21 protein-coding genes are annotated in these 23,955 nt (G+C 71.7%); 13 read left to right on the forward strand and 8 right to left on the reverse strand.

Annotation, left to right across the window (positions count from 1 at the left end; all coding sequences use genetic code 11):
* Positions 1–92: 92 nt before the first annotated feature.
* The gene (locus tag ASD16_RS21785; protein WP_157453953.1) at positions 93–239 is read left to right on the forward strand and encodes a hypothetical protein; all 147 of its coding nucleotides are present in this window, start codon (positions 93–95) and stop codon (positions 237–239) included.
* A 23-nt stretch (positions 240–262) separates the two neighbouring features.
* Positions 263–721, forward strand: coding sequence for a hypothetical protein (locus tag ASD16_RS14285; RefSeq protein WP_055918735.1), 459 nt, complete (start codon positions 263–265; stop codon positions 719–721).
* A 20-nt stretch (positions 722–741) separates the two neighbouring features.
* On the opposite strand, the gene ASD16_RS14290 is transcribed toward ASD16_RS14285, so the two are convergent.
* Positions 742–1,779, reverse strand: a complete 1,038-nt coding sequence (locus ASD16_RS14290) for a LacI family DNA-binding transcriptional regulator (protein ID WP_082570892.1) — start codon at positions 1,777–1,779, stop codon at positions 742–744.
* Positions 1,780–2,046: 267 nt separating this feature from the next.
* Between ASD16_RS14290 and ASD16_RS14295 the strand changes: the two genes are divergently transcribed.
* Both ASD16_RS14295 and ASD16_RS14300 read left to right on the forward strand, forming a co-directional pair.
* Positions 2,047–5,427, forward strand: coding sequence for a glycoside hydrolase family 9 protein (locus ASD16_RS14295; RefSeq protein ID WP_055918740.1), 3,381 nt, complete (start codon positions 2,047–2,049; stop codon positions 5,425–5,427).
* Between the two features lie 80 nt (positions 5,428–5,507).
* Positions 5,508–6,413, forward strand: a complete 906-nt coding sequence (locus ASD16_RS14300; RefSeq protein WP_200942962.1) for an AEC family transporter — start codon at positions 5,508–5,510, stop codon at positions 6,411–6,413.
* Between the two features lies 1 nt (position 6,414).
* Here the strand turns inward: ASD16_RS14300 and ASD16_RS14305 are convergent, their stop codons facing one another.
* The 6 genes from ASD16_RS14305 to ASD16_RS14330 form a co-directional block, all read right to left on the reverse strand.
* Complete coding sequence (locus ASD16_RS14305; protein ID WP_055920495.1) at positions 6,415–7,071, reverse strand: class II aldolase/adducin family protein; 657 nt, start codon at positions 7,069–7,071, stop codon at positions 6,415–6,417.
* Positions 7,072–7,235: 164 nt separating this feature from the next.
* Positions 7,236–8,009: an SDR family oxidoreductase gene (locus ASD16_RS14310; RefSeq protein WP_055918746.1), complete on the reverse strand. Its 774-nt coding sequence runs from the start codon at positions 8,007–8,009 to the stop codon at positions 7,236–7,238.
* 75 nt (positions 8,010–8,084) lie between these two features.
* A complete protein-coding gene (locus ASD16_RS14315) occupies positions 8,085–9,548 on the reverse strand; it encodes a rhamnulokinase family protein (protein ID WP_055920498.1) in 1,464 nt (487 codons plus the stop codon).
* A 97-nt stretch (positions 9,549–9,645) separates the two neighbouring features.
* Complete coding sequence (locus ASD16_RS14320) at positions 9,646–11,670, reverse strand: bifunctional aldolase/short-chain dehydrogenase (protein ID WP_235523317.1); 2,025 nt, start codon at positions 11,668–11,670, stop codon at positions 9,646–9,648.
* Complete coding sequence (rhaI, locus tag ASD16_RS14325) at positions 11,667–12,821, reverse strand: L-rhamnose isomerase (protein WP_055918752.1); 1,155 nt, start codon at positions 12,819–12,821, stop codon at positions 11,667–11,669. The genes ASD16_RS14320 and rhaI overlap by 4 nt, the downstream gene beginning before the upstream one ends.
* Entirely contained in the window at positions 12,818–13,183 is a 366-nt protein-coding gene (locus tag ASD16_RS14330; RefSeq protein WP_055918755.1) for an L-rhamnose mutarotase, read from the reverse strand. Before ASD16_RS14330 ends, rhaI begins: the two co-directional genes overlap by 4 nt.
* Before the next feature lie 261 nt (positions 13,184–13,444).
* Between ASD16_RS14330 and ASD16_RS14335 the strand changes: the two genes are divergently transcribed.
* The 5 genes from ASD16_RS14335 (at position 13,445) to ASD16_RS14355 (ending at position 19,314) form a co-directional block, all read left to right on the forward strand.
* Complete coding sequence (locus ASD16_RS14335; RefSeq protein WP_055918758.1) at positions 13,445–14,491, forward strand: LacI family DNA-binding transcriptional regulator; 1,047 nt, start codon at positions 13,445–13,447, stop codon at positions 14,489–14,491.
* 204 nt (positions 14,492–14,695) lie between these two features.
* Entirely contained in the window at positions 14,696–15,805 is a 1,110-nt protein-coding gene (locus tag ASD16_RS14340; RefSeq protein ID WP_235523319.1) for a Gfo/Idh/MocA family protein, read from the forward strand.
* A 212-nt stretch (positions 15,806–16,017) separates the two neighbouring features.
* Positions 16,018–16,842 (forward strand): hypothetical protein, encoded by an 825-nt coding sequence (locus tag ASD16_RS14345; RefSeq protein ID WP_200942963.1) that lies wholly within the window; start codon positions 16,018–16,020, stop codon positions 16,840–16,842.
* Positions 16,839–18,803, forward strand: a complete 1,965-nt coding sequence (locus tag ASD16_RS14350) for a beta-galactosidase (protein ID WP_055918764.1) — start codon at positions 16,839–16,841, stop codon at positions 18,801–18,803. The genes ASD16_RS14345 and ASD16_RS14350 overlap by 4 nt, the downstream gene beginning before the upstream one ends.
* A gap of 118 nt (positions 18,804–18,921) precedes the next feature.
* Positions 18,922–19,314, forward strand: a complete 393-nt coding sequence (locus ASD16_RS14355) for a hypothetical protein (RefSeq protein ID WP_055918767.1) — start codon at positions 18,922–18,924, stop codon at positions 19,312–19,314.
* Between the two features lie 28 nt (positions 19,315–19,342).
* Here the strand turns inward: ASD16_RS14355 and ASD16_RS14360 are convergent, their stop codons facing one another.
* Complete coding sequence (locus ASD16_RS14360; protein ID WP_055918770.1) at positions 19,343–20,437, reverse strand: DNA glycosylase AlkZ-like family protein; 1,095 nt, start codon at positions 20,435–20,437, stop codon at positions 19,343–19,345.
* A 47-nt stretch (positions 20,438–20,484) separates the two neighbouring features.
* Between ASD16_RS14360 and ASD16_RS14365 the strand changes: the two genes are divergently transcribed.
* The 4 genes from ASD16_RS14365 to ASD16_RS14380 all read left to right on the forward strand — a co-directional run bounded on the left by ASD16_RS14365 (position 20,485) and on the right by ASD16_RS14380 (position 23,948).
* The gene (locus tag ASD16_RS14365) at positions 20,485–21,420 is read left to right on the forward strand and encodes an ABC transporter ATP-binding protein (RefSeq protein ID WP_055920504.1); all 936 of its coding nucleotides are present in this window, start codon (positions 20,485–20,487) and stop codon (positions 21,418–21,420) included.
* Complete coding sequence (locus ASD16_RS14370; RefSeq protein WP_055918773.1) at positions 21,417–22,628, forward strand: ABC transporter permease; 1,212 nt, start codon at positions 21,417–21,419, stop codon at positions 22,626–22,628. Before ASD16_RS14365 ends, ASD16_RS14370 begins: the two co-directional genes overlap by 4 nt.
* 82 nt (positions 22,629–22,710) lie before the next feature.
* Complete coding sequence (locus ASD16_RS14375) at positions 22,711–23,355, forward strand: N-acetyltransferase (protein ID WP_235523320.1); 645 nt, start codon at positions 22,711–22,713, stop codon at positions 23,353–23,355.
* 74 nt (positions 23,356–23,429) lie between these two features.
* Entirely contained in the window at positions 23,430–23,948 is a 519-nt protein-coding gene (locus ASD16_RS14380) for a hypothetical protein (protein ID WP_055918778.1), read from the forward strand.
* Positions 23,949–23,955: the final 7 nt, after the last annotated feature.

The following is a 23,955-nucleotide window of genomic DNA, read 5'->3' on the forward strand; positions in this document are numbered from 1 at the left end:
CACGTCTGACCTGCGCGTCGGAACCGATCGTGCCACGCGGACGGGCATCGGGGCAAGCGCTTTCCGTCGCACGCGAGGACTAGCGTGCCGTCATGCTCGGTTCCCACCTGCTGATCCTCGTCCTCGTCTACGTCGCGGTCCCGCTCCTCGTGCTCGCCGCCCTCTACTGGGTGATCCGGCTCGCGGTGCGCGACGGGATCCTGTCCGCCCGCGCCCGCTCGTCCGAGCAGCGACCCTGAGCGAGCGCACCTGGCCTCGACGGATGCACCCGGTCCGCCGCCGCCTCTGGTCGCTGGCGACCGGCGAGCTCGTCAGCATCGTGGTCCTGCCCTGGGTCGCCTACGGCCTCATCGGCCTGCCGCTGTCGCCGGCGAACATGCTCGGCACCGCGCTCGCGCTGGCCATCCTCCTGCAGGGCTCCGTGTACTGGCTGCTCAAGCTCCGCCGCCCGGCGGTCCCGGCGGGGATGCGCGTCTACGCGGTCCTGCGCTGGCTGAACCCCGTCCTGCTCGCGCTCGCCCTGCCGGTGCTCGTCGTGGCGCTGGTGACGGGACCGTTCGACGAGGTCGTCGCCGGCCTGGCGTTCTGGGTGCTCGCGGTCCTGGAACAGGTCAACTACTTCCACACCCAGCTCATGTACGACACCGCCGCGGACCGTCGCCGCCTGCGCACGTCCGGGCTGCAACCCGCCCACCTGGGGCGTGACATCGCGCGACGCTGATCCTGCGTTCTGTCGCGCCCTCAGGACACGGCGAGCGACACCGGCGCCGGCGCGGACTCGCGGACCACCAGACGGGTGGGCAGCAGCAGAGGGCTGGGCTTCTCGCCGTCGACGACCGCCAGCAGCACCCGGGCCATCTCGTACCCGAGCGAGCGGATCGGTTGCTGGATCGTCGTCAGGGACGGCTGCGTCAGGTGCCCGATCGGGAGGTCGTCGAAGCCGACGACGGCGACGTCCTCCGGCACCCTGCGACCGTGCTGCAGCAGCGTCTGCAGAGCGCCCGCGGCCATGTTGTCGGAGGCCACCGACACGGCGTCGAGCCCGGGTTCGCGCTGCAGCAGACGCTCCATCGCCGCGGCGCCGCCCTCGCGCGTGAAGTCGGCGTGCTCGACGAGCGTGTGGTCGAGCTGCGCGACCGAGAGCGCGTCGGCGAAGCCGTCCAGCCGGGCGACGGCGACGTGCGTGTCGGCAGGACCGGCGATGGTGGCGATCCTGCGGCGCCCCAGGCTGACGAGGTGCTCGGCGGCGACCCGGCCGCCTCCCCGGTTGTCGACGTCCACGAACCACTCGGGCCGCCCGTGCAACGGGAGCCCTCCGTAGACGGTCGGCAGGCCGGACTTCTCGACCATGCGCTGCAGGGGGTCGTCGCCCCGCAGAGCCATCACCATGATGCCGTCGGCGCGGGGTGGGCGGAGCATGCGCCGCACCCGGTCGTGGCCGCGCTCGGGGTGGCAGAGGAGGAGCTTGAGGTCGAGGTCGGTGTCCTCGAGCGCCGCCGTGACGCCCGCGATGATCCGCCCGAAGAACGGGTCCCCGAAGAGCTCCTCGTTGTGGTCGGACACCGCGAGCACGACCGCGCCGACCTTCTGCCGCGCCAGTGCCTGAGCCGTCACGTTCGGCACGTAGCCGAGCTCGCGCACGGCGCGCTCGACGGCGAGGCGGTTGGCCGCACTGACGTGGGCCGCGTTGTTGATGGCACGCGAGGCCGCGGACCGCGAGACGCCCGCGAGCTTGGCCACCTCGTCGAGGGTGGGCTGTCTGCCGGTCGGCGATGTCATCGATGCCTCCCGCCGGCTCGCTCCGGCGTGAGATTACCGGCTGCAGGGCGTTCCTGTGAACCGCCGCCTGGTTGAGCCTGGAACCGGGAGCGCTTCCGGTCCGCTTCACCCGACTGGGCGACGGCCGCCGGGTGGCATCCGCATGACGCCCTGATCAGCCCTTTCCTGTACACGCGTCCAGTGCTAGCGTCCCTGCTTCCAGGGACTGGAAGCGCTCCCGGTTTCTGGCCATCACCCCGGGCGCGACCCTCTTCTCCAGGAGACACTGTGGTTTCCTCTCACGTCGCGCGGCCCCGACGCCGCGCCGGATGGGTGGCCGGCGCCACGGCGTCCGCCCTCGTCGTCCTCTCCGCCTTCGCATCGTCGGCGACCGGCGCACCGGTCACCGACGAGCACGACTTCCCGGGCGGCGACCCGCAGGGATGGTTCTCCTACGCGAACGCCGGCACGGTGTCCTCCAGCGCCGCCACCGGCGAGCTGTGCGCACAGGTCGACGGTGGCGCGAACCCCTGGGACATCGCGCTGCAGCACGACGGGGTGACGTACGACCGCGACCTCACCTACACGGTCGCGTTCGACGCGCACGCGACCGCTGCGGTCACGGTGCAGATCCAGGGCGGTCCGGCCTACCCCGCCGCGTTCGGCCACCCCGTGGTCCTCGACGGCACGGCGACGCCCCAGCACGTCGAGTTCACCTTCTCCCCGGCGGACTGGCCGACGGCCCCCGGCGAACCGGGATCGCCGGTCGGCGCCGACTGGACCACGACGACGGGTCCGACCTCGTTCCAGCTCGGCGGGCAGTCCTCCGCCTACACGTTCTGCGTCGACAACTTCTCCATGACGTCGGGCTCCGGCACGCCCGACCCCGGCACGCCGGGCACAGTCGTCGACCACGACTTCGCGGACGGCGACCTGGGCGGCTTCAACCTCTACGACTCGGCAGGAGGCGGCACGGCGCGAGCAGGCGCGGACGGCCTGAGCGCCTGCATCGACCTCCAGGGCGGGTACGCGAACCCCTACGAGGCCGGCCTGGAGTACCCGCACATCGACATCGTCGAGGGCACCAACTACGTCCTGGCGTTCACCGCGTACGCCAGCAGCGCGGCGAACATCAACGTCCTCGTCGGTCAGTACGGCGACCCGTGGCACCGGGTGCTCGACACCGCGGCCGCCCTGACGTCCACCCCGACGACGTTCACGTACCCGTTCACCGCCGACGCGTCCTTCAGCTCGGACCCCGCGACCGCGTTCGGACGCATCCAGCTCGAGCTCGGCCGCCGGGCGTCGCCCTACACCTTCTGCATCACGGAGCTGTCCCTCGTCGAGTCGACTGAGGCACCACCGGCGTACGAGCCCGACACGGGCCCCCGCGTCCGGGTCAACCAGGTGGGCTACCTGCCACAGGGTCCCAAGCAGGCGACGCTCGTCACGACGGAGACGGAACCCGTCACGTGGCAGCTCGTGTCCGGCGGCACCTCGGTGGCGTCCGGCACCACCACCCCGCGCGGCGTCGACCCGACCGCGGGCCGGAACGTGCACGAGATCGACTTCAGCAGCGTGGCGACGCCGGGCACGTACGTGCTGACGGCGGACGGCGAGACGAGCCACCCGTTCGACATCGGCGCAGGCATCTACCAGCAGCTGCGGTACGACGCCCTGAACTACTTCTACCCCGTGCGCAGCGGCATCGCGATCGACGGGTCGATCATGGGCGACCCCGAGTACACGCGGGCCGCGGGCCACGTGGGCGTCGCGCCCAACAAGGGCGACACGGCGGTGCCGTGCATCTCGCCGGCCGAGGCGCTGAACCTCTACGGCGACTGGACGTGCGACTACACGCTCGACGTCACGGGCGGCTGGTACGACGCCGGCGACCACGGCAAGTACGTGGTCAACGGCGGCATCGCGGTGGCGCAGCTGCTCAGCACCTACGAGCGGACCCTCTCCGCACCGACGGGCGACGCGGCCGACCTCGGCGACGGCAGCCTCGACATCCCGCGCGACGAGCAGAGCAACGACGTGCCCGACGTGCTGGACGAGGCGCGCTGGGAGCTCGAGTGGATGATGAAGATGCAGGTGCCCGCCGGCCAGCCGCTCGCGGGGATGGTCCACCACAAGGTCCACGACGTCGACTGGACCGGCCTGCCCCTCATGCCGGCGAACGACCCGCAGGAGCGCCGGCTGCACCGCCCGTCGACCGCGGCCACGCTGAACTTTGCCGCCGTCGCGGCGCAGGGTGCTCGCCTGTGGTCGTCGTACGACGCCGACTTCGCGGCCGACCTGCTCGCCGCGGGCCGGATCGCCTACGACGCCGCGGTCGTCACACCCGACCTGTACCAGCCGGCGCCCAACTCCGACCCGAGCCCCGGCGGCGGCCCCTACGACGACGACGACGTCAGTGACGAGTTCTACTGGGCCGCCGCGGAGCTCTACCTGACCACGGGCGAGCAGCAGTTCGAGGACGCGGTCCTCGCCAGCGAGCTGCACACCGCGGACATCTGGTCCGAGGGCGGCATGTACTGGGGCGAGACGGCCGGCCTCGGTCGTCTGGACCTCGCCGTGGTCGAGTCGGAGATCCCCGGACGCACCGCCATCCGCGAGTCCGTGGTGGCCGGCGCGGAGACCTACCTGGCGCGGCAGGCGGCACAGCCGTTCGGCACCGCCTACCCGGGGAACGACGACGGCGTCTACGAGTGGGGGTCCAACTCGGCGGTCCTCAACAACCAGGTCGTGCTCGGCACCGCGTTCGACCTGACGAGCGACCAGCGGTTCGCCGACGCCGTGCTGGAGTCGATGGACTACCTGCTCGGCCGCAACGCCCTCAACAACTCGTACATCACCGGCTACGGGGACGTGTTCTCCGAGAACCAGCACAGCCGCTGGTTCGCCGGCTCGCTGAGCGAGTCCCTCCCCAACCCGCCGCGGGGCTCGGTCTCCGGCGGACCGAACTCGGACGTGGGGACGTGGGACCCGGTCATCGGCGGCCTGTACGGCGCCGACCACATGTGCGCACCGCAGGCCTGCTACATCGACGACATCCAGTCGTGGTCCACCAACGAGATCACCGTCAACTGGAACTCGGCGATGTCGTGGGTCGCGTCCTTCGTCGCCGACCAGCAGGACGGTGACCGGTCGGCTGCGGGCACCGTCGCCTGGATCGTCACGGAGCCCGCCGACGTCACCGCCGTCGACGGCGCTCAGGTCACCTTCACGGTGTCCGCGTCGGGCTCCCCGGCACCGTCGGTGCAGTGGCAGGAGGCCGTCGGCGGCGTGTGGACCGACATCCCGGACGCGACCGGGGCGACGTACACCCTCACCGCTCGCACGGCGCCGACCGGCACCGCTCGGATGGCCAGGGCCGCCGGGCCGGGCCTGCAGTACCGCGCGTACGTCGCGAACAGGTTCGGCGGGGTGTACACCGACCCGGCGACGCTCACGGTGACAGCGGCCGCCGCCCCGACCGCCACGGTCGCTCCGACGGGCCCGGCGCCGACGGCTTCGCCGAGCACGGCGACGCCGGCGACCGGTACCGGCACCCTGGCCACGACCGGCGCGGAGGCGGCCGGCATCCTGGTGGCCGCACTCGTCCTCCTGCTGGCCGGCGCGGGAGCCGTCCTCCTGGCCCGGCGGGCGCGAGTGCACGGCTGACCCACGGGGGGTCCGGACCCGCAGCGGTCCGGACCCCCTCCGCCTGGGAGGATCGGTCACGTGATCCTCCGGTGACGGCCGTGCTGACAGCGCTCGGCACGATGGGGCTCGTCGTCGCCGTCGGCTGGTTCCTGGCGCACCGCCACGTCCTCGGTGACCGCGCCGCGCCCGTGCTCGCGCGGGTGGTCTTCGCGGTCGCGACGCCGGCGCTGCTGCTGACCACGGTCGCGCACGCCGACCTGCACCTGCTGCTCTCGCGGACGGCGGTGGTCACCTGGACGTCGACCGCGACGATCGCGCTCGTCGCGATCGTGGTCCTGCGTGCGGCCTGGCGCCGGTCGGCGGCGGACGTCACGGTCGGCACGCTGGCGTCCTCCTACGTCAACGCCGGGAACGTGGGCCTACCCCTGGCGGTCTACCTCCTGGACGACGCGGTCGCGGTGGTGCCGACTCTCCTCTTCCAGCTCCTCGTCCTTGCCCCTGTGGCGTTCGCCGTGCTCGACGCGCGGTCGGGACCGTTGCGGGGGCGGACGGTCGCGCGACGGACGCTGAGCAACCCGATCATCGTCGGCACCCTCGTCGGCCTGGTCCTGGCGGCGTTGCCGTGGGACCTTCCCGAGGTCGTCTACGAGCCGTTCCGGCTGGTCGGGGCCGCAGCCGCGCCGCTCGCCCTGCTCACGTTCGGGATGTCGCTCGCCCTGCCCCGCACCGTCGACTCGACCGCACCGCGTGGGGACCTCGCGCTCGCCGTCGGCCTGCGCTCGGTCGCGCACCCGGTCCTCGCCTGGGGGCTCGGCACGGCGCTCGGCCTGCCTGCGCACGCGCTGCTCGCGGTCGTCGCGATGGCGTCCTTGCCGACCGCGCAGAACGTGCTGGTCTACGCGATGCAGTACCGGCACGGCGAGGCGCTCGCGCGGGACGCCGGGCTGGTCACGACGGTGCTGTGCGTGCCGGTGCTGCTCGTCGTCGCCGCGACGCTCGGCTGACTCAGGGCAGCCGGGCGCCGTCGGGCACGACGATGCGGTCGTAGACCAGCACGTTCGGCACGCCGGCGAGGCTCGCGTGATGGAGGACCTCGGCGTTCTCCTCGACGGCGACGGCCACCTTGAACGCGAGCTCGAGCGTGGTCCCGACGGCGAGCAGCCCGTGGTTGGCCCACACGACCGCGTTGACGTCGTCACCCAGGAGGTCGGCGCTGCGGCGACCGAACTCGGCGTGCGTCGAGAACTCGAACGGCATCACCGGGACCGGGCCCTTGGCGTAGAGCACCATGTTGAGCAGCACGGGATCGATGGTCCGACCGAGCACGCCGAGCACGTTCACGAAGGTCGACTCGGTGTGCACGATCGCCTGCACGTCAGGGCGACGACGGTAGTGCGCGAGGTGCACGGGCAGCTCCGTCGACGGCAGCATGCTTCCCTCGAGGACGTTCCCGTCGAGGTCGACGACCACCAGGTCCTCGGGTGCCATGAGGTCGTACCGCACGCCGGACGGCGTGATGACGACGGCCTCGTCGCTCAGCCGGACACTGATGTTCCCCTGCGTGTTGAAGTTCAGGCCGGCCCGGACGGACTCGCGGCAGTAGTAGAGGATCTCGTCGCGCACCGGCGCGGTCGCCCGCGCGGCACGGTGGGACTGCAGCATGTCCGGCACCCTTCGATGGATGAATCGTTTCATTGCATTCTGGCGCGACCGGCGCCTCCGGGACGAGGGACCTTCGTCCCTGGGTGCGCCGACGCCCCTGCCGGACGATGTCTGGACCGGCGTGTGGACCCGTCCCGAGCGGCCCCGCGCGCCGGTCCTCCTGCTCACCAGGTGCTGTCGCCGCGGATGACGGCGTCGGACCCGCCGTCGACGAAGACGAGCTGGCCGCACAGGTGCGTGTTCTCCTCGCTGACCAGCCACGCGAGCAGGTGGCCGGGCACCTCGGGGCGCATGTAGCCGTTCAGCGGCATCGGCACCACGTCCGCCATCGCGGCGCGCTGCTCCTCGCTGGCGATCAGGTCGGCTGTCATCGGGGTCTCGACGATCCCGGGTCCGATCCCGTTCAGCGGGATCCCCGCACCGGCCCAGTCGGCCGTCGCCGCCACCCGACGCATCCAGCGACACAGCGCGACCTTGGTCGAGGAGTAGATCAACGCGCCGAGATCCGCGTCGACCAGCTCCTGGGCGCGCGCGAGCGCCTTCGGCTCGTCGCCGGCCAGGGCCAGCTCGACCAGCAGGTCGTCGTGCGGCATCAGGCTCGCCATCGAGCTGGTGAGCGCCGCGCGAGGTTCGGGGGCGCCGAGCAGGAGGGGCCGCAGCCCGTCCAGCGTGGCCAGGCAGCCGTAGAAGTTCACGGCGACGGTCGCAGGGCTGGGCATGGCCAGGCCGGCGTTCGCGATGACGGCGTCGATGGTGCCTCCGCTGAGGGCGCGCACGTCCTCGACCATGGCCGCGCGACCGGCGACCGTCGAGAGGTCCGCGATGACCTCCGCGTCGTGCAGGTCCACGCCGATGACCCGGTCACCGCGTCCACGCAGGATCTCTGCGGTCGCGAGCCCGATGCCCGATGCCGATCCGGTGATGACGACGGTGCGCATGACGACTCCCTCGGGACTGGGCCCGACGCCTTCGGGGGGCCTCATCTCCACGCTAGGAAGGAGCGGGTGCGTCTGCTACGGACCTTCGACCCGGTGCTCGGCGGCGGCCCACTGCCGGTCGGTCGGGCCGCCGGTGGCGCCGGGCTCGTAGCGCCGGAGCTCGAGGCCGCGCGCGCCCACCGCTCGCAGGTCCGCGAGCCCGCCGGACAGTGCCCCGGCAGCCCGCGCCTGCACCAGCACGTTGCCCAGCGCGGCACCCTCGACCGGTCCTGCGACCACCGGCAGACCCGTCGCGTCCGCGGTGAGCTGGCACAGCAGCTCGTTGCGCACTCCCCCGCCGACCACGTGCACCACGCGGACGTCCTTGTCGGCGAGCACCGACGCCTGCCGGACCGCCCGCCGGTACGCGAGCGCGAGCGAGTCGAGGATGCACCGGACCGTCTCGGCCTGCGACTGCGGCGGCGTCTGCCCCGTCCGTGCGGCCTCGGCGGCGATGCGGGCGGGCATGTCGCCGGGCGGCAGGAACGCTGGACCGTCGATGTCGACCACCGTCGTCAGTGCCGGGATCCGGGCTGCTGCCGCGAGCAGGTCGGGCAGGTCGGCGGGGAGCCCAGCCTCGTTCCAGGTGCGGATCGACTCCTGGAGGACCCACAGCCCCATGACGTTGCGCAGGTACCGGACCGTGCCGTCGACCCCGGCCTCGTTGGTGAAGTTGGCCGCGCGGCTGTCCTCGGTGAGCACCGGGTGGTCCAGCTCCAGGCCGACCAGCGACCACGTCCCGCAGGAGATGTACGCGAAGTCCTCGACGGTCGCCGGCACCGCGACGACGGCCGACGCGGTGTCGTGCGAGCCGACGGTCCACACCGGCACGGTCCCGTGCAGCCCGACGTCTGCCCGCACCTGGCCGAGCAGCGCACCCGGGTCGAGCAGCGGCGGGAGCAGCGTGCTGTCGATCCCGAGCCGCTCCGCGAGGTCGGTCGCCCACGTCCGCGTCGTCGCGTCGAGCAGGCCGGTGGTCGACGCGTTGGTCACCTCCGCGACGCGCGCTCCGGTCAGCCAGTAGCCGAGAAGGTCCGGGACCAGCAGGGCCGAGCGTGCCGCGGCGAGCGCCGCGGTGCCCTGCGCGGCGACCAGCTGGAACACGGTGTTGAACGGCTGCACCTGCAGGCCCGTGCGGGCGTAGAGCTCGGGCGCGGGGACCGTCGCGAAGACCGTGTCCGGCACCCCGTCCGTGCGCGCGTCCCGGTAGTGGAACGGGTTGCCCAGCAGGGCGCCGTCGCCGTCGAGGAGCCCGTAGTCGACGGCCCAGGAGTCGATGCCGACGCCGCTGAGCGACCCCGCCTCGCGGCCCGCGGCGCGCAGCCCGTCGAGCACGCCCCGGTACAGCCCGAGCACGTCCCAGTGCAGCGCACCCGCCACCTGCACCGGCCCGTTGGGGAACCGGTTGACCTCGTGCAGCGACACCCGCCCGCCGTCGACGGTCCCGACGATGACCCGCCCCGAGGAGGCCCCGAGATCGACGGCGGCGAACGCGCTCACCGGCAGCAGCCCGCGAGATCGTGGGTTCGGCACGAGAACGTCGGTGCGCACCCCCGACCTCGCGCCGAACCCACGATCTCGTCGCCGGACAGTCGGCTCATCGCAGGAAGGCCGCCGCGACGCCGGAGTCGACCGGGACGTGCAGGCCGGTGGTCTGCACCAGGTCGGGGCCGGTCAGCGCGAAGACCGCCGCGGCGACGTGCTCGGGCAGGACCTCCTTCTTCAGGAGGGTCCGCTGGGCGTAGTAGGCACCCAGCTCCTCCTCGGGCACCCCGTAGGTGGCGGCGCGCTGGGCGCCCCAGCCGCCCGCGAAGATGCCGGATCCGCGCACGACGCCGTCGGGGTTGACCCCGTTGACCCGGATGCCGTACCCACCGAGCTCGGCGGCGAGCAGGCGGACCTGGTGGGCCTGGTCGGCCTTGGTCGCCGAGTACGCGATGTTGTTCGGCCCCGCGAACAGGGAGTTCTTCGAGGCGATGTAGACGATGTCGCCGCCCATGTCCTGCGCGATCATCGCCCGGGCCGCCTCGCGGGCGACCAGGAACGAGCCGCGCGCCATCACGTCGTGCTGCAGGTCCCAGTCCTTGACGGTGGTGTCCAGCAGCGGCTTGGAGATCGACAGCCCGGCATTGTTCACGACGAGGTCCACCCCGCCGAACGCGAGCGACGTCTCGGCGATCAGGCGCGCGATGTCCTCCTCGGACGTCACGTCCGCCTGCACCGCGATGGCCACGTCGGGACCGCCCAAGGAAGCGGCCACCTCGGAAGCCCCGTCGAGGTTGAGGTCCGCGATCACGACGCAGGCGCCCTCGGCGGCGAGCCGCTCGGCGATCGCCCGCCCGATGCCCGACCCGGCGCCGGTCACCAGCGCCACGCGGGTGGCCAGCGGCTTGGGCTGGGGCATCCGCGCGAGCTTGGCCTCCTCCAGCGCCCAGTACTCGATGCGGAACTTCTCGGCCTCGTCGATCGGCACGTAGGTGCTGATCGCCTCGGCGCCGCGCATCACGTTGATCGCGTTGACGTAGAACTCCCCCGCCACCCGCGCGGTCTGCTTGTCCTTGCCGAACGAGAACATCCCCACGCCCGGGACCAGCACGATCGCCGGGTCCGCACCGCGGATCGCCGGGCTGTCCGGGGTCGCGTTGCGGTCGTAGTAGCCCTGGTAGTCCGCGCGGTAGAGGGCGTGCAGCTCCTTGAGCCGGCCCACGACCTCCTCGATGGGAGCGTCCGACGGCAGGTCCACCACCAGCGGCTTGACCTTCGTGCGCAGGAAGTGGTCCGGGCAGGACGTGCCCAGCTCCGCCAGCCGACCCAGCGCCTCCCGGGACACGAAGTCCAGGACCACTGACGAGTCCGTGTAGTGACCGACCTGCGGCTTGTCCGTCGAGGCCAGCCCTCGGATCACCGGCGCCAGCACGGCCGCACGCGCCCGACGCTCCTCGTCGGGAAGCGCAGCGTTCACCACCTCACCGAACGGGTGCGGCCCGGTCTGCGAGGCGATGTACTCCTCGGCGGTCCGCACGATGCGCAGCGACCGCTCCTCGGCCTCGGCCGACGTGTCACCCCACGCGGTGATGCCGTGCCCACCCAGGATGCAGCCGATGGCCTGCGGGTTCTTCTCCTTGATCTCCGCGATGTCCAGGCCGAGCTGGAACCCGGGCCGACGCCAGGGCACCCACACGACCGAGTCGCCGAAGACCTCCGCGGTCAGCGCCTCGCCGTCGGCCGCCGTCGCGAATGCGATCCCCGAGTCCGGGTGCAGGTGGTCCACGTGCACGGCGTCGACCAGCGCGTGCATCGCCGTGTCGATCGACGGCGCCGCACCACCCTTGCCGTGCAGGCAGTAGTCGAACGCGGCAACCATCTCGTCCTCACGCTCGACGCCGGGGTAGACGTCGACCAGCGCACGAAGGCGGTCCAGGCGCAGCACCGCGAGGTTCTTCTCCGTCAGCGTGCCCAGGTCACCACCCGAGCCCTTCACCCAGAGCAGCTCGACGTCGGTACCCGTCACCGGGTCCGTCGCCGTGCCCTTCGCGGAGGTGTTGCCCCCCGCGTAGTTGGTGGTCCGCGGGTCCGCCCCGAGCCTGTTGGACCGTGCGACCAGCTCTTCTGCGACGCTCATGCTCCCCATCCCGCCTGGTTGCCGCCGACGCGCTCGGCGACGATCTTCTCCGCGTACCCCGACGCCTTGTACGCCCCGATCGGGTCGGGGTCGAGTCCTTGCGACTCCCGCAGGTCCGCCAGCAGCGGCCGGACGTCCGTGTTGTACGCGTCCATGACCAGGCCGTTGGCGCCCAGCACGTCACCGGCCGTCTGCGCCGCCAGCAGCGCGTCGGCATCGACCAGCAGCGCCTTCGCCGTGGCCTCCTGCACGTTCATGACCGAGCGGATCTGCCCGGGGATCTTCGGCTCGATGTTGTGGCACTGGTCGAGCATGAAGTTGACCCCGCTCGATGGTGCCAGGGCGCCCGACTGCACGATCTCGTGCATGATCCGGAACAGCTGGAACGGGTCCGCCGAACCGACCATGAGGTCGTCGTCGGCGTAGAACCGCGAGTTGAAGTCGAATGCGCCCAGCCGGCCGGCCCGCAGCAGCTGGGCGACGATGAACTCGATGTTGGTCCCCGGGGCGTGGTGCCCGGTGTCGAGCACGACGAACGCGCGGTCGCCCAGCGCCAGGCAGTGCAGCAGCGACGTTCCCCAGTCGGGGATGTCCATCGCGTAGAACGCGGGCTCGAAGAACTTGTACTCGAGGATCAGCCGGTGGTTCGGGTCGAGCGCCGCGTAGATCTCGGCGAGGGAGTCCGCGAGCCGGTCCTGCCGGGCGCGCAACGAGTCCTGACCGGGGTAGTTCAGGCCGTCCGGCAGCCACAGCTTGAGATCCGTGGAGCCGGTGGCGCGCATGACGTCGATGCACTGCAGGTGGTGCGCGACGGCCTTCGCCCGCACGGTCGCCGACGGGTGCGTCAGCGAGCCCAGCATGTAGTCGTCGTCCTGGAACAGGTTCGAGTTGATCGCCCCGATGGACACGCCCAGCTCCTTGGCGTGCCGCGCGAGCTCGTCGTAGTCGTCGACCAGGTCCCACGGGATGTGCAGGCTGACCCGCGGCGCGACGCCCGTGAACCGGTGCACCTGCGCCGCGTCGGCGATCTTCTCGTACGGGTCGCGCGGGACACCCTGCTGGGCGAACACCTTGAACCGGGTGCCGGAGTTGCCGAACGCCCAGGAGGGGAGCTCGATCGTCTGCTGTCGGAGGACATCCTGGATGGTCATGCGCGGAGCTCCTGGGGGTGGGTGGCGAGGCCGGCCGCACGCAGCTGGTCCTCCAGGTGGAACACCTCGTCGAGGACCTGGAAGCCCTCGTCCGGGTTGCCGTCGTCGACGAAGAACTCGCTCATCTCGGCCTGCCAGCGCGGGTTGACCGCGGTCCGGGTCATCGCCTGCTGGGCAGCGGCGTAGTCGTCGGTCTCGAGGTAGCCGACGAGCAGGCCGTCACCGGACAGGAAGAGCGAGTAGTCCCGCCAGCCGGTGTCACGCAGGGCCTCGAGCATCTCGGGCCACACGGCCGCGTGCCGGGACCGGTACTCGTCCAGCCGGTCGGGCCGGACGCGGGAGACGAAGCACACGCGGGTCATGCGCCCACCTTCCTCGTATCGACGTTGAAACGATTCACGCACTCTAAGTAAGCGTTTACCGCCATGTCAAGGGTAGGCCCGGGAGGGCGTCGCCGGGGAGCCTCTGCTTGAAACGGATGAATCGATTCATTATCGTGCACCGTACGCGACCGGCCGGGGAGCCACAAGAGTCGTGGTGCAGCGAGGCACCCACGACCCCCGTCGCCGGGCAACTACCATCGGGCGCACGCGCGATGGTTCCGACGGAGAGGACGACGGTCGATGTCGACGACGACACGAGGACGCGCAGACCGCCGACCCTCCATCACGGACGTCGCCAAGCGGGCCGGCGTGTCCGTCGGCACCGTCTCCAACGTCCTCAACCGCCCCGACCAGGTCAGCGACAGCACGCGCGACCGCGTGCTCGTGGCCATCGAGGAGCTGCAGTTCGTCCGCAACGCCTCCGCCCGGCAGCTGCGCGCAGGGACGATCCAGACGGTCGGCGCCATCGTGCTCGACATCGCCAACCCGTTCTTCACCGAGGTCGCCCGCGGGGTCGAGGACCGCCTGGCCGCCGACGAGTACACCCTCATGCTGTCGTCCTCCGACGAGGACCCCGAGCGCGAGGCCCGGTACCTGCGGCTGTTCGAGGAGCACGGCGTGCAGGGCGTCATGGTCACCCCGTCCGCCGGCTCGCTGGACGGCCTGCTCGCGCTGCGGGACCGCGGCATCGACGTCGTCCTGCTCGACACCACGTCCCCCGTCGACGACATCTCCTCGGTCGCCGTCGACGACGTGCGCGGCGGCGCGCTGGCCGTCGAGCACCTGGTCAGCCTCGGGCACACCCGCATCGCGTTCATCAACGGGCCGCAGACCATCAAGCAGTGCGTCGACCGCCGCGAGGGCGTCCTCGCCGCGCTCGCCGCCGCCGGGCTGGATCCTGCCGACGCGCTCGTCGAGATCACCATCGGCTCGCTGAACGCCGAGGGCGGCGAGGACGGGGTCAACCGGCTCCTCGACGCCGACGGCGACCGGCCGACCGCGATGTTCTGCGTCAACGACCTGACCGCACTGGGCGCCCTGCGCGCGCTGCGGGCCCACGGCGTCGCCATCCCCGCCGAGATGGCGGTGGTCGGGTACGACGACGTCGTCTTCGCCTCGATGCTCACCGTGCCGCTGACGTCCGTGCGCCAGCCGACGCACCAGCTGGGCTGGACCGCCGCCGACCTGCTGCTGCGCCAGCGCTCGGAGGGCGCGTCGTTCCAGCACCAGCGCATCCAGTTCCAGCCGGAGCTGGTGGTCCGGGGCTCGTCTGACCCGTCCGCCTGAGCCCGGCGTCCCGCGGCCCACGTCTCCTCGGCCGAGCTCGGTGTTTCGCGCCCAGTTTGGTGTCTGGAGCCACCGAGCTCGGCGCGACACACCGAGCTCGCGTGGGCAGCGAGGCCGAGGGCCGGACGGGACGGTGGTGGACGGATCGGGAGGCAAGCGCTTACCGTGGCGTTGAGTCGATTCATGCAGGCAAAGGAGCCGGACGTGACGGAGCAGGGCACGCTGAGGGTCGCCATCGTCGGAACCGGGGCGATCGCGCACGCGCACGCCGGGGTGCTGGCGCTCGACCCGCAGGCATCCGTCGTCGCGGTCGCTGACCCCAGCCCGGTGGTGCGCGACGCGTTCGCCGACCAGTACGCGGTGGCCGGCCGGTACGACAGCCTCGACGCACTCCTCGCCGCGGAGGCCGTCGACGTCGTGCACCTGTGCACCCCTCCTGGCCTGCACAAGGACCAGGCGATCGCCGCCTTGCGCGGTGGGGCCCATGTCGTCTGCGAGAAGCCACCGGTCCTCTCGCTGGCGGACCTGGACGCGGTCCTGGCGGTCGCGCGCGAGGTCGGCCGCGAGTACGCGGTCGTGTTCCAGCAGCGCACCGGGACCGCAGTGGGTCACGTGCAGCGGCTGCTCGCGGACGGCACGCTCGGTCGCCCGCTCGTCGGCGTCTGCCACACGCTCTGGTACCGCAAGCAGGAGGACTACTACGCGGTGCCGTGGCGCGGGAAGTGGGCCACGGAGGGTGGCGGGCCGCTCCTCGGGCTCGGCATCCACCAGCTCGACCTGCTCGCGTTCCTCCTGGGCGAGTGGGCCGAGGTCGACGCCCGCGCGTTCCGCCTGGACCGCGACCTGGAGACCGAGGACACGTCGACGGCGGTGATCCGGTTCGCCAACGACGCCATCGTGTCCGTGCTGACCACCGCGCTGGCGCCGCGCCAGGTCAGCTACGTGCGGGTGGACACCACGCTGGGCACGGTCGAGGTCGAGCACCTCTACGGTCATGATGCCCGCGCGTGGCGACTCACCCCTGCCCCGGCCCGGACCGGAGGAGACCCGGACGCGACGCCCGCGTCGTGGACCCTGCCGGTCGACGACGAGCCCTCCGGCCACACCCCGCTGCTCCGCGCGGTCTACTCGGCGCTGCGCTCCGGCGACCCGCTCCCAGCGGTTGCGGCGGACCCGCACCGGTCGCTGGAGCTGGTCACCGCGATCTACGCCTCGGCCACCCTGGGCCGCCCGGTCACCAAGGCCGACCTCGCCCCAGGCAGCACCCTGCGCGACGGCTTCCTGCACGGCATCGAAGACCTCCGCCCCGCATGACGTCCGCCACCCCCGCAATGTCCGCACTCGGTGGGGTTCAGACCCGCACGAGTGCGGACGCAACGACTCTCGAGCCAGCAACGTCCGCACTCGATCGCGCTCCGACCAGCACGAGTGCGGACGTCCGGTGGGCACCGGATCCCCTGTTCACCGATCCGCTGGGGGCGCCTACCGATCCGACCGTCGTCGAGGGGCCCGACGGCACCTGGTGGATGTTCGCGACGCAGCGCAGGGTCGACGACGACGGGCCCGGGGTCCGCTGGGTGCACGGGACGGACATCGCGGTCGCGACGAGCGACGACGGTGGGCTGACCTGGACGCGCCGCGGGGTGGTCGACGGACTGGACCCGGGCGAGGGCCGCAACACGCTCTGGGCACCCGAGGTCGTGTTCGCCGAGGGGCGCTTCCACCTGTTCGTCAGCTACATCACGGGGGTCCCGGAGCAGTGGGCCGGTCACGAGCGGCACATCCTGCACCACGTGTCCGACGACCTGGTGACCTGGGAGTACCGCGGAGTCGTGCCGCTGAGCTCGGACTACGTGATCGACGCGTGCGTCGCGCCGACGCCCGACGGCTACCGGATGTGGTTCAAGGACGAGGCGGCGGGCTCGACCACCTGGTGCACCGACTCCGTCGACCTGGAGACCTGGGGGCAGTCGCGGCCGGTGATCGAGGGGCGCCCGCACGAAGGCCCGAACGTGTTCACGCTCGGTGGGTGGCACTGGATGATCGTCGACGAGTGGCGCGGCCAGGCGGTGTACCGGTCGGACGACCTGTCGCGGTGGACCCCCGACGGGCACATCCTGGTCGAACCGCGAGGGCATCACGCGGACGTCGTCACGACCGACGACGAGGCGTGGATCTTCTCCTTCATGCACGACGTGTCACCGTTCGGTGAGACCGGCGCGGGCGAGGAGCGTGCGACGCGACCGGCCTCCATCAAGGTCGCCGTAGCCCGCGTCGTCGACGGCCACCTGGTGTGCGACCCCCACGAACCTGTTGACCTAGACCTACGACGAGCAGCGAGGACCCGATGATCCAGTACGGCGGCGACTACAACCCTGAGCAGTGGCCGCTGGCCACCCGCATCGAGGACGTCGGGCTCATGCAGCAGGCCGGCGTCACGCTGGTCAGCGTCGGCATCTTCAGCTGGGCGCAGCTGGAGCCGCGCGAGGGTGAGTTCGACTTCGGCTGGCTGGACGACATCCTCGACCGGCTCCACGAGGCCGGCATCAAGGTCACGCTGGCCACCGCCACCGCGAGCCCGCCGCCGTGGCTGACGCGCAAGCACCCGGAGTTCCTGCCGGTGCTCGCGGACGGCACGGTGCTGCACCCGGGCGGTCGGCAGGCGTACCGGGTGTCGTCGCCGGCGTACCGCGAGTACGTGCTGGCGATGACGCGGACGATGGCGGAGCGGTACGGCACGCACCCGGCGCTGGCGCTCTGGCACGTCGACAACGAGCTGGGCTGCCACGTCCCGCACGACTTCTCCGACGACGCCGCGGCTGCGTTCCGGCGTTGGCTGGCGGACCGGTACGGCACGGTCGAGGCGCTCAACGACGCCTGGGGAACGGCGTTCTGGTCGCAGCGGTACGACGACTTCGACGAGGTGCTGCCCCCGCGCAGCGCCCCGACGTACCCGAACCCGACGCAGCAGCTGGACTTCGCGCGGTTCTCCTCGGACGAGCTGCTGGTGCACTACCGGGCGTTGCGTGACGTGCTGCGGGAGGTCACGCCCAACGTGCCGACGACCACGAACCTGATGCTCTCCACGGGCACGAAGTGGATGGACTACTTCTCCTGGGCCGACGACCTCGACGTCATCGCCAACGACCACTACACGCGCGCCCACGACCCGGAGGCCCACATAGAGCTCGCGTTCAGCGCGGACCTCACGCGCGGGGTCGCCGGCGGTGACCCGTGGATGCTCATGGAGCACTCGACGAGCGCGGTGAACTGGCAGCCGCGCAACCGCACCAAGCGTCCGGGCGAGATGCTCCGGCACTCGCTCGCGCACGTGGCCCGCGGCGCCGACGCGGTGATGTTCTTCCAGTGGCGCCAGTCCGCCGCGGGGGCGGAGAAGTTCCACTCGGCGATGCTCCCGCACGCGGGGACGGACACCGACGTGTGGCGCAACACGGTCGCGCTCGGTGAGGCGCTCACGGCGTTGAGCGAGGTGGAGGGCAGCCGCGTGCACGCCCGGGCGGCGATCGTCTTCGACTACCCGGCCTGGTGGGGCACCGAGCTCGACAGCCACCCGTCGGCCGCGGTCACCTACCCGGACCGGGTGCTCGCGCACTACCGCGCGCTGTGGCAGCGGAACGTCACGGTCGACGTCGTGCGCCCATCGGCGGACCTGTCGGGGTACTCGCTGGTCGTCGTGCCCGCGCTGTACCTGGTCACGGACGCCGACGCCGCGAACATCGCCCGCGCAGCCGAACGGGGCGCGTCGGTGCTGGTCACGTACTTCTCGGGCATCGCCGACGAGCACGACCACATCCGCCTCGGCGGCTACCCGGGCGCCTTCCGGGAGCTGCTGGGGGTGCGCACCGAGGAGTTCTGGGCGCTGCAGGACGGTGAGGTCCTGACGCTGGATGACGGCACGCCCGCCGACCTCTGGTCGGAGCAGACCCACCTCGCGCCGGGGACGTCGGCAGTGCGCACGTTCGCCGACGGCGACCTCGCCGGCTGGCCCGCGCTCACGCGGCGACCCGTCGGGGCGGGGGCCGCCTGGTACCTGGGGACACGCCTCGACGCCGACGGGCTGCAGGGCGTGACGGACGCGCTGATCGCGGAGGCGGGTCTGACGCCGGAGCACGACGGGGTCGAAGCCGTCCGTCGGGTCGCCGACGACGGACGCTCGTGGCTGTTCGTCCTCAACCACTCCACGGACGAGGTGAAGGTCCCGGCATCGGGTCACGAGCTGCTCCGCGACGAGGCCGCGCCGGGTTCGGTCATCGTCGCGCCGGGTGCGGTCGCGGTGGTCCGGGAGGGCTGACCGGCCGCGTCGTCTCCGCGTGCCGCACCGTCCGAGCCTGGCTACTGTGCCCCGAATGCCCTCAGGGGCATGCCCGGGCCACGTCAGGGCCGATCCACACGGACGAGAGGACTTCTCAGTGAACACGGTCAGCAAGGTCAGCAGAGCGCTCGCCGCGGCAGCGCTCGCCACCGCCGGACTCTTCGCGGGTGCCTCCGCCGCGAGCGCGCACACCACGACGGTGGACGCGGTCATTCAGGTCAACGGCGAGTGGAAGGCCTATGCCACGCTGAACACCGGCACGGGCATCCTGTGCGTCCGTGCATACCACTCGGTGCCTGGCGCGACGGCTTACGCGTCGGTCGTGGCCGGGAACGGCCAGCACGGCGCGGTCCTGGACCGCGGTGGAGACTCCGACCGGAGCTGCACGCAGCTCTACGGGTACTACCACGGGCAGTACGCGACCCTGTTCGTGGAGTTCATCAACTCGGCCGGACAGCAGACGGTGAAGAACGTGGGCTTCTACTACTGACACGAGCGGCCGGAGCTGGGCCTGGCGGTCATCTGCCCAGGTCCAGCTCCAGCCACTGCGCCAGGTCCTCGATCTCGGCGTCGACCGCGGCACGGGCATCGGCGGTCCACGGCTCGTCCTCGTGCACGGCGTTGACCCGCAGCACACCTGCCTTCAGGTCGGCCGTCGCGTCGACCTTGCCCACCAGCCGGTCACCGACGAGCACGGGGAGCGCGTAGTAGCCCCACCGGCGGGAGGCGACCGGCTTGAACATCTCGAGGATGTAGTCGAACTCGAAGATGTCGGTCATGCGCTTGCGGTCGTGCAGGAGCAGGTCGAACGGGGACAGCAACGCCGCCCGGCCCTCGAAGGGCACGTCGAGCTGCGCAGGGTCCACCCGCCACTCGCCCCGGACGCCCTCGACGACGGCAGGCTCACCGGCCTCCGCGACGTCGACCGGCTCGACCGGCTGCTCGGGCCCGCGCCGCCGCGCGATGCCGAGCGCCGCGAGCCGGCGTTCGTCGCGGACCCGGAACGCCTCCTCCAGCGGAACCGGCGGCACGGGCGGGTAGACGCGCTCCGCCAGGTCCCAGAGCCGGTCGCGCCCGGTGCCCCCGGCCGGGGCGACGTCGCCCATCTGCACCATCAGACCGAGCAGCATCTGGACGTTGCGGTTGTTGTTCCAGCCGGTCGACTTCCACGGCCGCACGCACGTGTCGGGCAGCTCGCTGATCGGCAGCGGCCCGTCGGCACGCAGGATCTCGAGGATGTCCTGCCGGCAGCCCTCGTTGTCCGCGACCCACTGCCGGTTGGACCGCTGCCAGTCCTTGAGCCGGTCCCCCACGCCGGGCCACACCGCCATCTCGGCGCGGTAGAGCGCGATGTCCTGCGCGACGCGCAGCGTGCCGCGGTACTCGAGGATCGACTGCTGGTCGACGGCGTCCTCGAGCTCACGCGGGTCGTACGCCGAGCCGATCCGGCTCCACAGGACCAGGTCCGCGCTGGGCGCGATCGCACTGGTCGGGTTCAGCAGGAGGAGCCACAGGTCGTGCACCGTCTCGTGCACGTCCGTCGGCCGGTCCGCCGTCAGGCGCTGGGCACGCACCGCGATGCGGCGGGCGTCGGCACGGGTGAGGTGGTGCACGCTCGGCAGACTAGGCCTGGCCACCGACAGATGTTTCGATGGTCGCCATGGGTGCACTGACGATGGAGTCCCTCCACAAGACATATGGCGAGGTCCGAGCGCTGCACGACCTGTCGATGGAGGTGCGGGCCGGTGAGATCGTCGGCTTCGTCGGCTCCAACGGGGCGGGCAAGTCGACGACGATGCGGATCGTGCTCGGCGTGCTGGAGGCCGACTCCGGCGAGGTGCGCTGGGACGGCCGGCCGATCGACCTCGCGGTCCGGCAGCGCATCGGGTACATGCCCGAGGAGCGTGGCCTCTACCCGCGGATGAAGGTCAGCGACCAGCTGGTCTACCTCGCGCGGCTGCACGGTCTGGACCCGTCGTCGGCGAAGGCCGCGATGGAGCACTGGACGGAGGTCCTCGGCATCGCGGAGCGGCGCGGCGACGAGATCCTCAAGCTGTCGCTGGGCAACCAGCAGCGCGTCCAGCTGGCCGCGGCGCTCGTGCACTCCCCCGACATCCTGGTGCTCGACGAGCCGTTCTCCGGTCTGGACCCCGTCGCGGTCGACGTGATGAGCGGGGTGCTGCGCGAGCAGGCCGCGGCGGGCGTGCCGGTGCTGTTCTCGTCGCACCAGCTCGAGCTCGTCGAGTCCCTGTGCGACCGCGTCGGGATCATCAAGAGCGGATCGATGGTGAAGTTCGGCGGGATCGAGGAGCTGCGCCGCACGGACGACCGGCGATGGGTGGTCGACGGCCCACCGGCGACCTCGTGGATCACCGCGGTGCCGTCGGCCCAGGTGGTCTCGACGCAGGGGCCGCGGACCGTGGTCGAGGCGCGGGGGCAGTCCGCCGACGGGGTCGACCAGGAGATCCTGCGCGCGGCGATGGCAGCCGGTCCGGTGCACGAGTTCAGTCTCCTGCGACCGTCCCTGACCGAGCTGTACCGGCACGTCGTGACGGCCGACTCCACCACGACCGACCGAGAGACGGTGTCCGCATGAACCCCCGCCCGAACGTCGTCGAGATCTCGAACGGCGCCGCCATCCGGCTCATCGCCGGGCGCGAGATTAGCACCCGCGTGCGGTCCAAGGCGTTCGTCTGGACCACCGTCGCGCTCGTCGCCGCCGTCGTGCTCGGTGGGGTCCTGCTGCACTTCGTCGGGTCGCAGTCCGACACCGCCCAGAAGGTCGGCGTGACTCCCGAGGCGTCGGGGGTCGCCGAGCAGCTCGTCGCCCTCGGCTCGGTCCTGGGCACCACGATCGAGACGCAGGGCGTCGAGTCCGCCGAGGCCGAGGCGCTGCTGAAGGACGGGACCGTGAGCGCGGTGGTGACGGGTACCGACCCCCTGACCGTCCTCGTGCACACCGAGCTGCCCGACGCGCTGGCGCCTGTGCTCGGGTCGCTCGCGCAGCAGGAGGCGCTGTCGTCGGCGGTCACCGAGCTCGGCGGCGACCCGGGCGAGGTCGGCCGCGAGATCGCTCAGGCCGCCCCCGACGTGACCGCGCTCGAACCCGAGCCGGAGCGCGACAATGCGCAGGTCGTCGCCGGGTTCGTCGCGGGCATCCTGTTGTTCATCTCCCTCATGACCGCCGGTCAGCTGGTCGCGCAGGGCGTCGTCGAGGAGAAGTCGTCGCGCGTCGTGGAGCTGCTGCTGGCGACCGTGCGGCCGTGGCAGCTCATGGCCGGCAAGGTGCTGGGCATCGGGGTCATCGGGCTGACCCAGGTGGTGCTCGTCGTCGGCGCCGGTGCGGGCACGGCGGCGGCGCTGGGCCTCGTCGACGCCAGCTCGATCAACCTGGGCGTCACGGCACTCTGGGTGATCATCTGGTTCGTCGTCGGCTTCACGATGTACGCCCTGGCGCTCGCCGCCCTCGCGGCGCTGGTCTCGCGGCAGGAGGACGTCGGCTCGGTGACCGCCCCCGTCATGACGCTGATGATGATCCCGTACCTCATCGGCGTCAGCATCGCGCCGTGGGACCCGGACAACCCGCTCGTCGTGGTCCTCAGCTTCGTGCCGTTCTGCGCCCCGATGCTCATGCCGATCCGGATCGCGCTCGGGGAGGTGGCGCCGTGGGAGGTCGCACTGTCCCTCGGGCTCTCGCTGGCGCTGATCCCCGTGCTGGTCTGGCTGGCGGGCCGGATCTACTCGAACGCCGTCCTGCGCAGCGGCGGCCGGGTGAAGTTGAAGGACGCGCTGACGGCGTCGTAGGCGTTTTCGCAGGTCAGGTGGGTGTTCACCGGAGTCATTCGGGGGTTGCATCTGGACGCATGTCCCAGAGAGGATGCCCGACATGTCCGCTCCCCCGCCGCCCGATGTCGTCGAGCCGTTGCACCCGTCCGGCATCGCGGAGGCGGCGACGGTGCTGGCGGCCGCCCTGGCCGACGACCCCGGATTCGTCCACCTGTTCCCCGTGCGCGCCCGGCGAGAACGCGAGCTGCGCGCGATGTACCGGATGACCCTCTCCGACTCGGTGCAGCACGGCCACGCCTTCGTGACTCGGCTGGACGGCATGGTGACCGGCGCGATCGCTCTCTACCCTCCGGGTACCTACCCGATGACCCCCGCCCGCTGGTGGCGTCAGGCGTTCCGGATCGTGCGGATCGCCGTCAACACCCGCGAGCACAGCCTCGGCATCATCAAGTTCGGCGACGTCACGTCCGCCGGCGTGCCGTGCGACTCCTGGTACGTCGAGGCGCTCGGGGTGCGGCCCGACCTGCAGCGCGCCGGTCGCGGCAAGCGGCTCATGGCCACGGTGTTCGGGCTCATCGACGACGCCGGGGCACCGTCCTACCTGGAGACCACCAAGCCCGACAACGTCGGCTACTACACCGCCCTCGGGTACAACCCGGTGAAGTCGCGCGTGCCGCTGGGCGACCCCGACAACGGGCCGTGGATCTTCCCGATGCGCCGCGAGGTTGTCGGTACCGGCGTCTAGCGTCTGCTCGCGGACGTCCGACGTGACCTTCCAGGTGACATCAAGATCCGGCGTCCCGATGCCGACTGACAGTCGTGATCCGTGACGCCGCCCGCAGGTCGACGCTCTCCGCCGTGGGGATCGCGCTCCTGGTCCTGACCTCGGCAGGCTGCGCGACTCCTGCGCCCGCATCGAGCGCCGAGCGCGGTGGCTGCCGCACGGTCGCCCCGGACGGGGCGTCGGAGGCCGCGCGGGCCTACGCCGACGCGGTGAACGCGGCCACACCCGCCTGGACCGCGGTCAGCGACACGCTCGTCGGACGAGGGCACACGCACCGCCGTGACCTGCGGAGCCAGATCAACGCCGACACGCCGTTCGTGGAGGCGTTGGAGGCGATCGACTTCCCACCGGAGGCGGCGCAGCAGGGTGCGGAGCTCATCGCCGCCGTCCGGGCCTACGACGAGTTCCTCAAGACCACCTACCGGGCCTACGGCTTCCCGTCCGACCAGCCCGAGGACAACGCGCGACTCAACGAGACCCGCGCGCAGAGCTCGTCGCACCTGCGGGACGCCCTGGGTCTGCCCGGCTCGACGTGCTTCCTGACCCGCCCCTGAATTCCGG

Origin of the sequence: Cellulomonas sp. Root485, assembly GCF_001426705.1 — a bacterium.
Classification (GTDB): domain Bacteria; phylum Actinomycetota; class Actinomycetes; order Actinomycetales; family Cellulomonadaceae; genus Cellulomonas.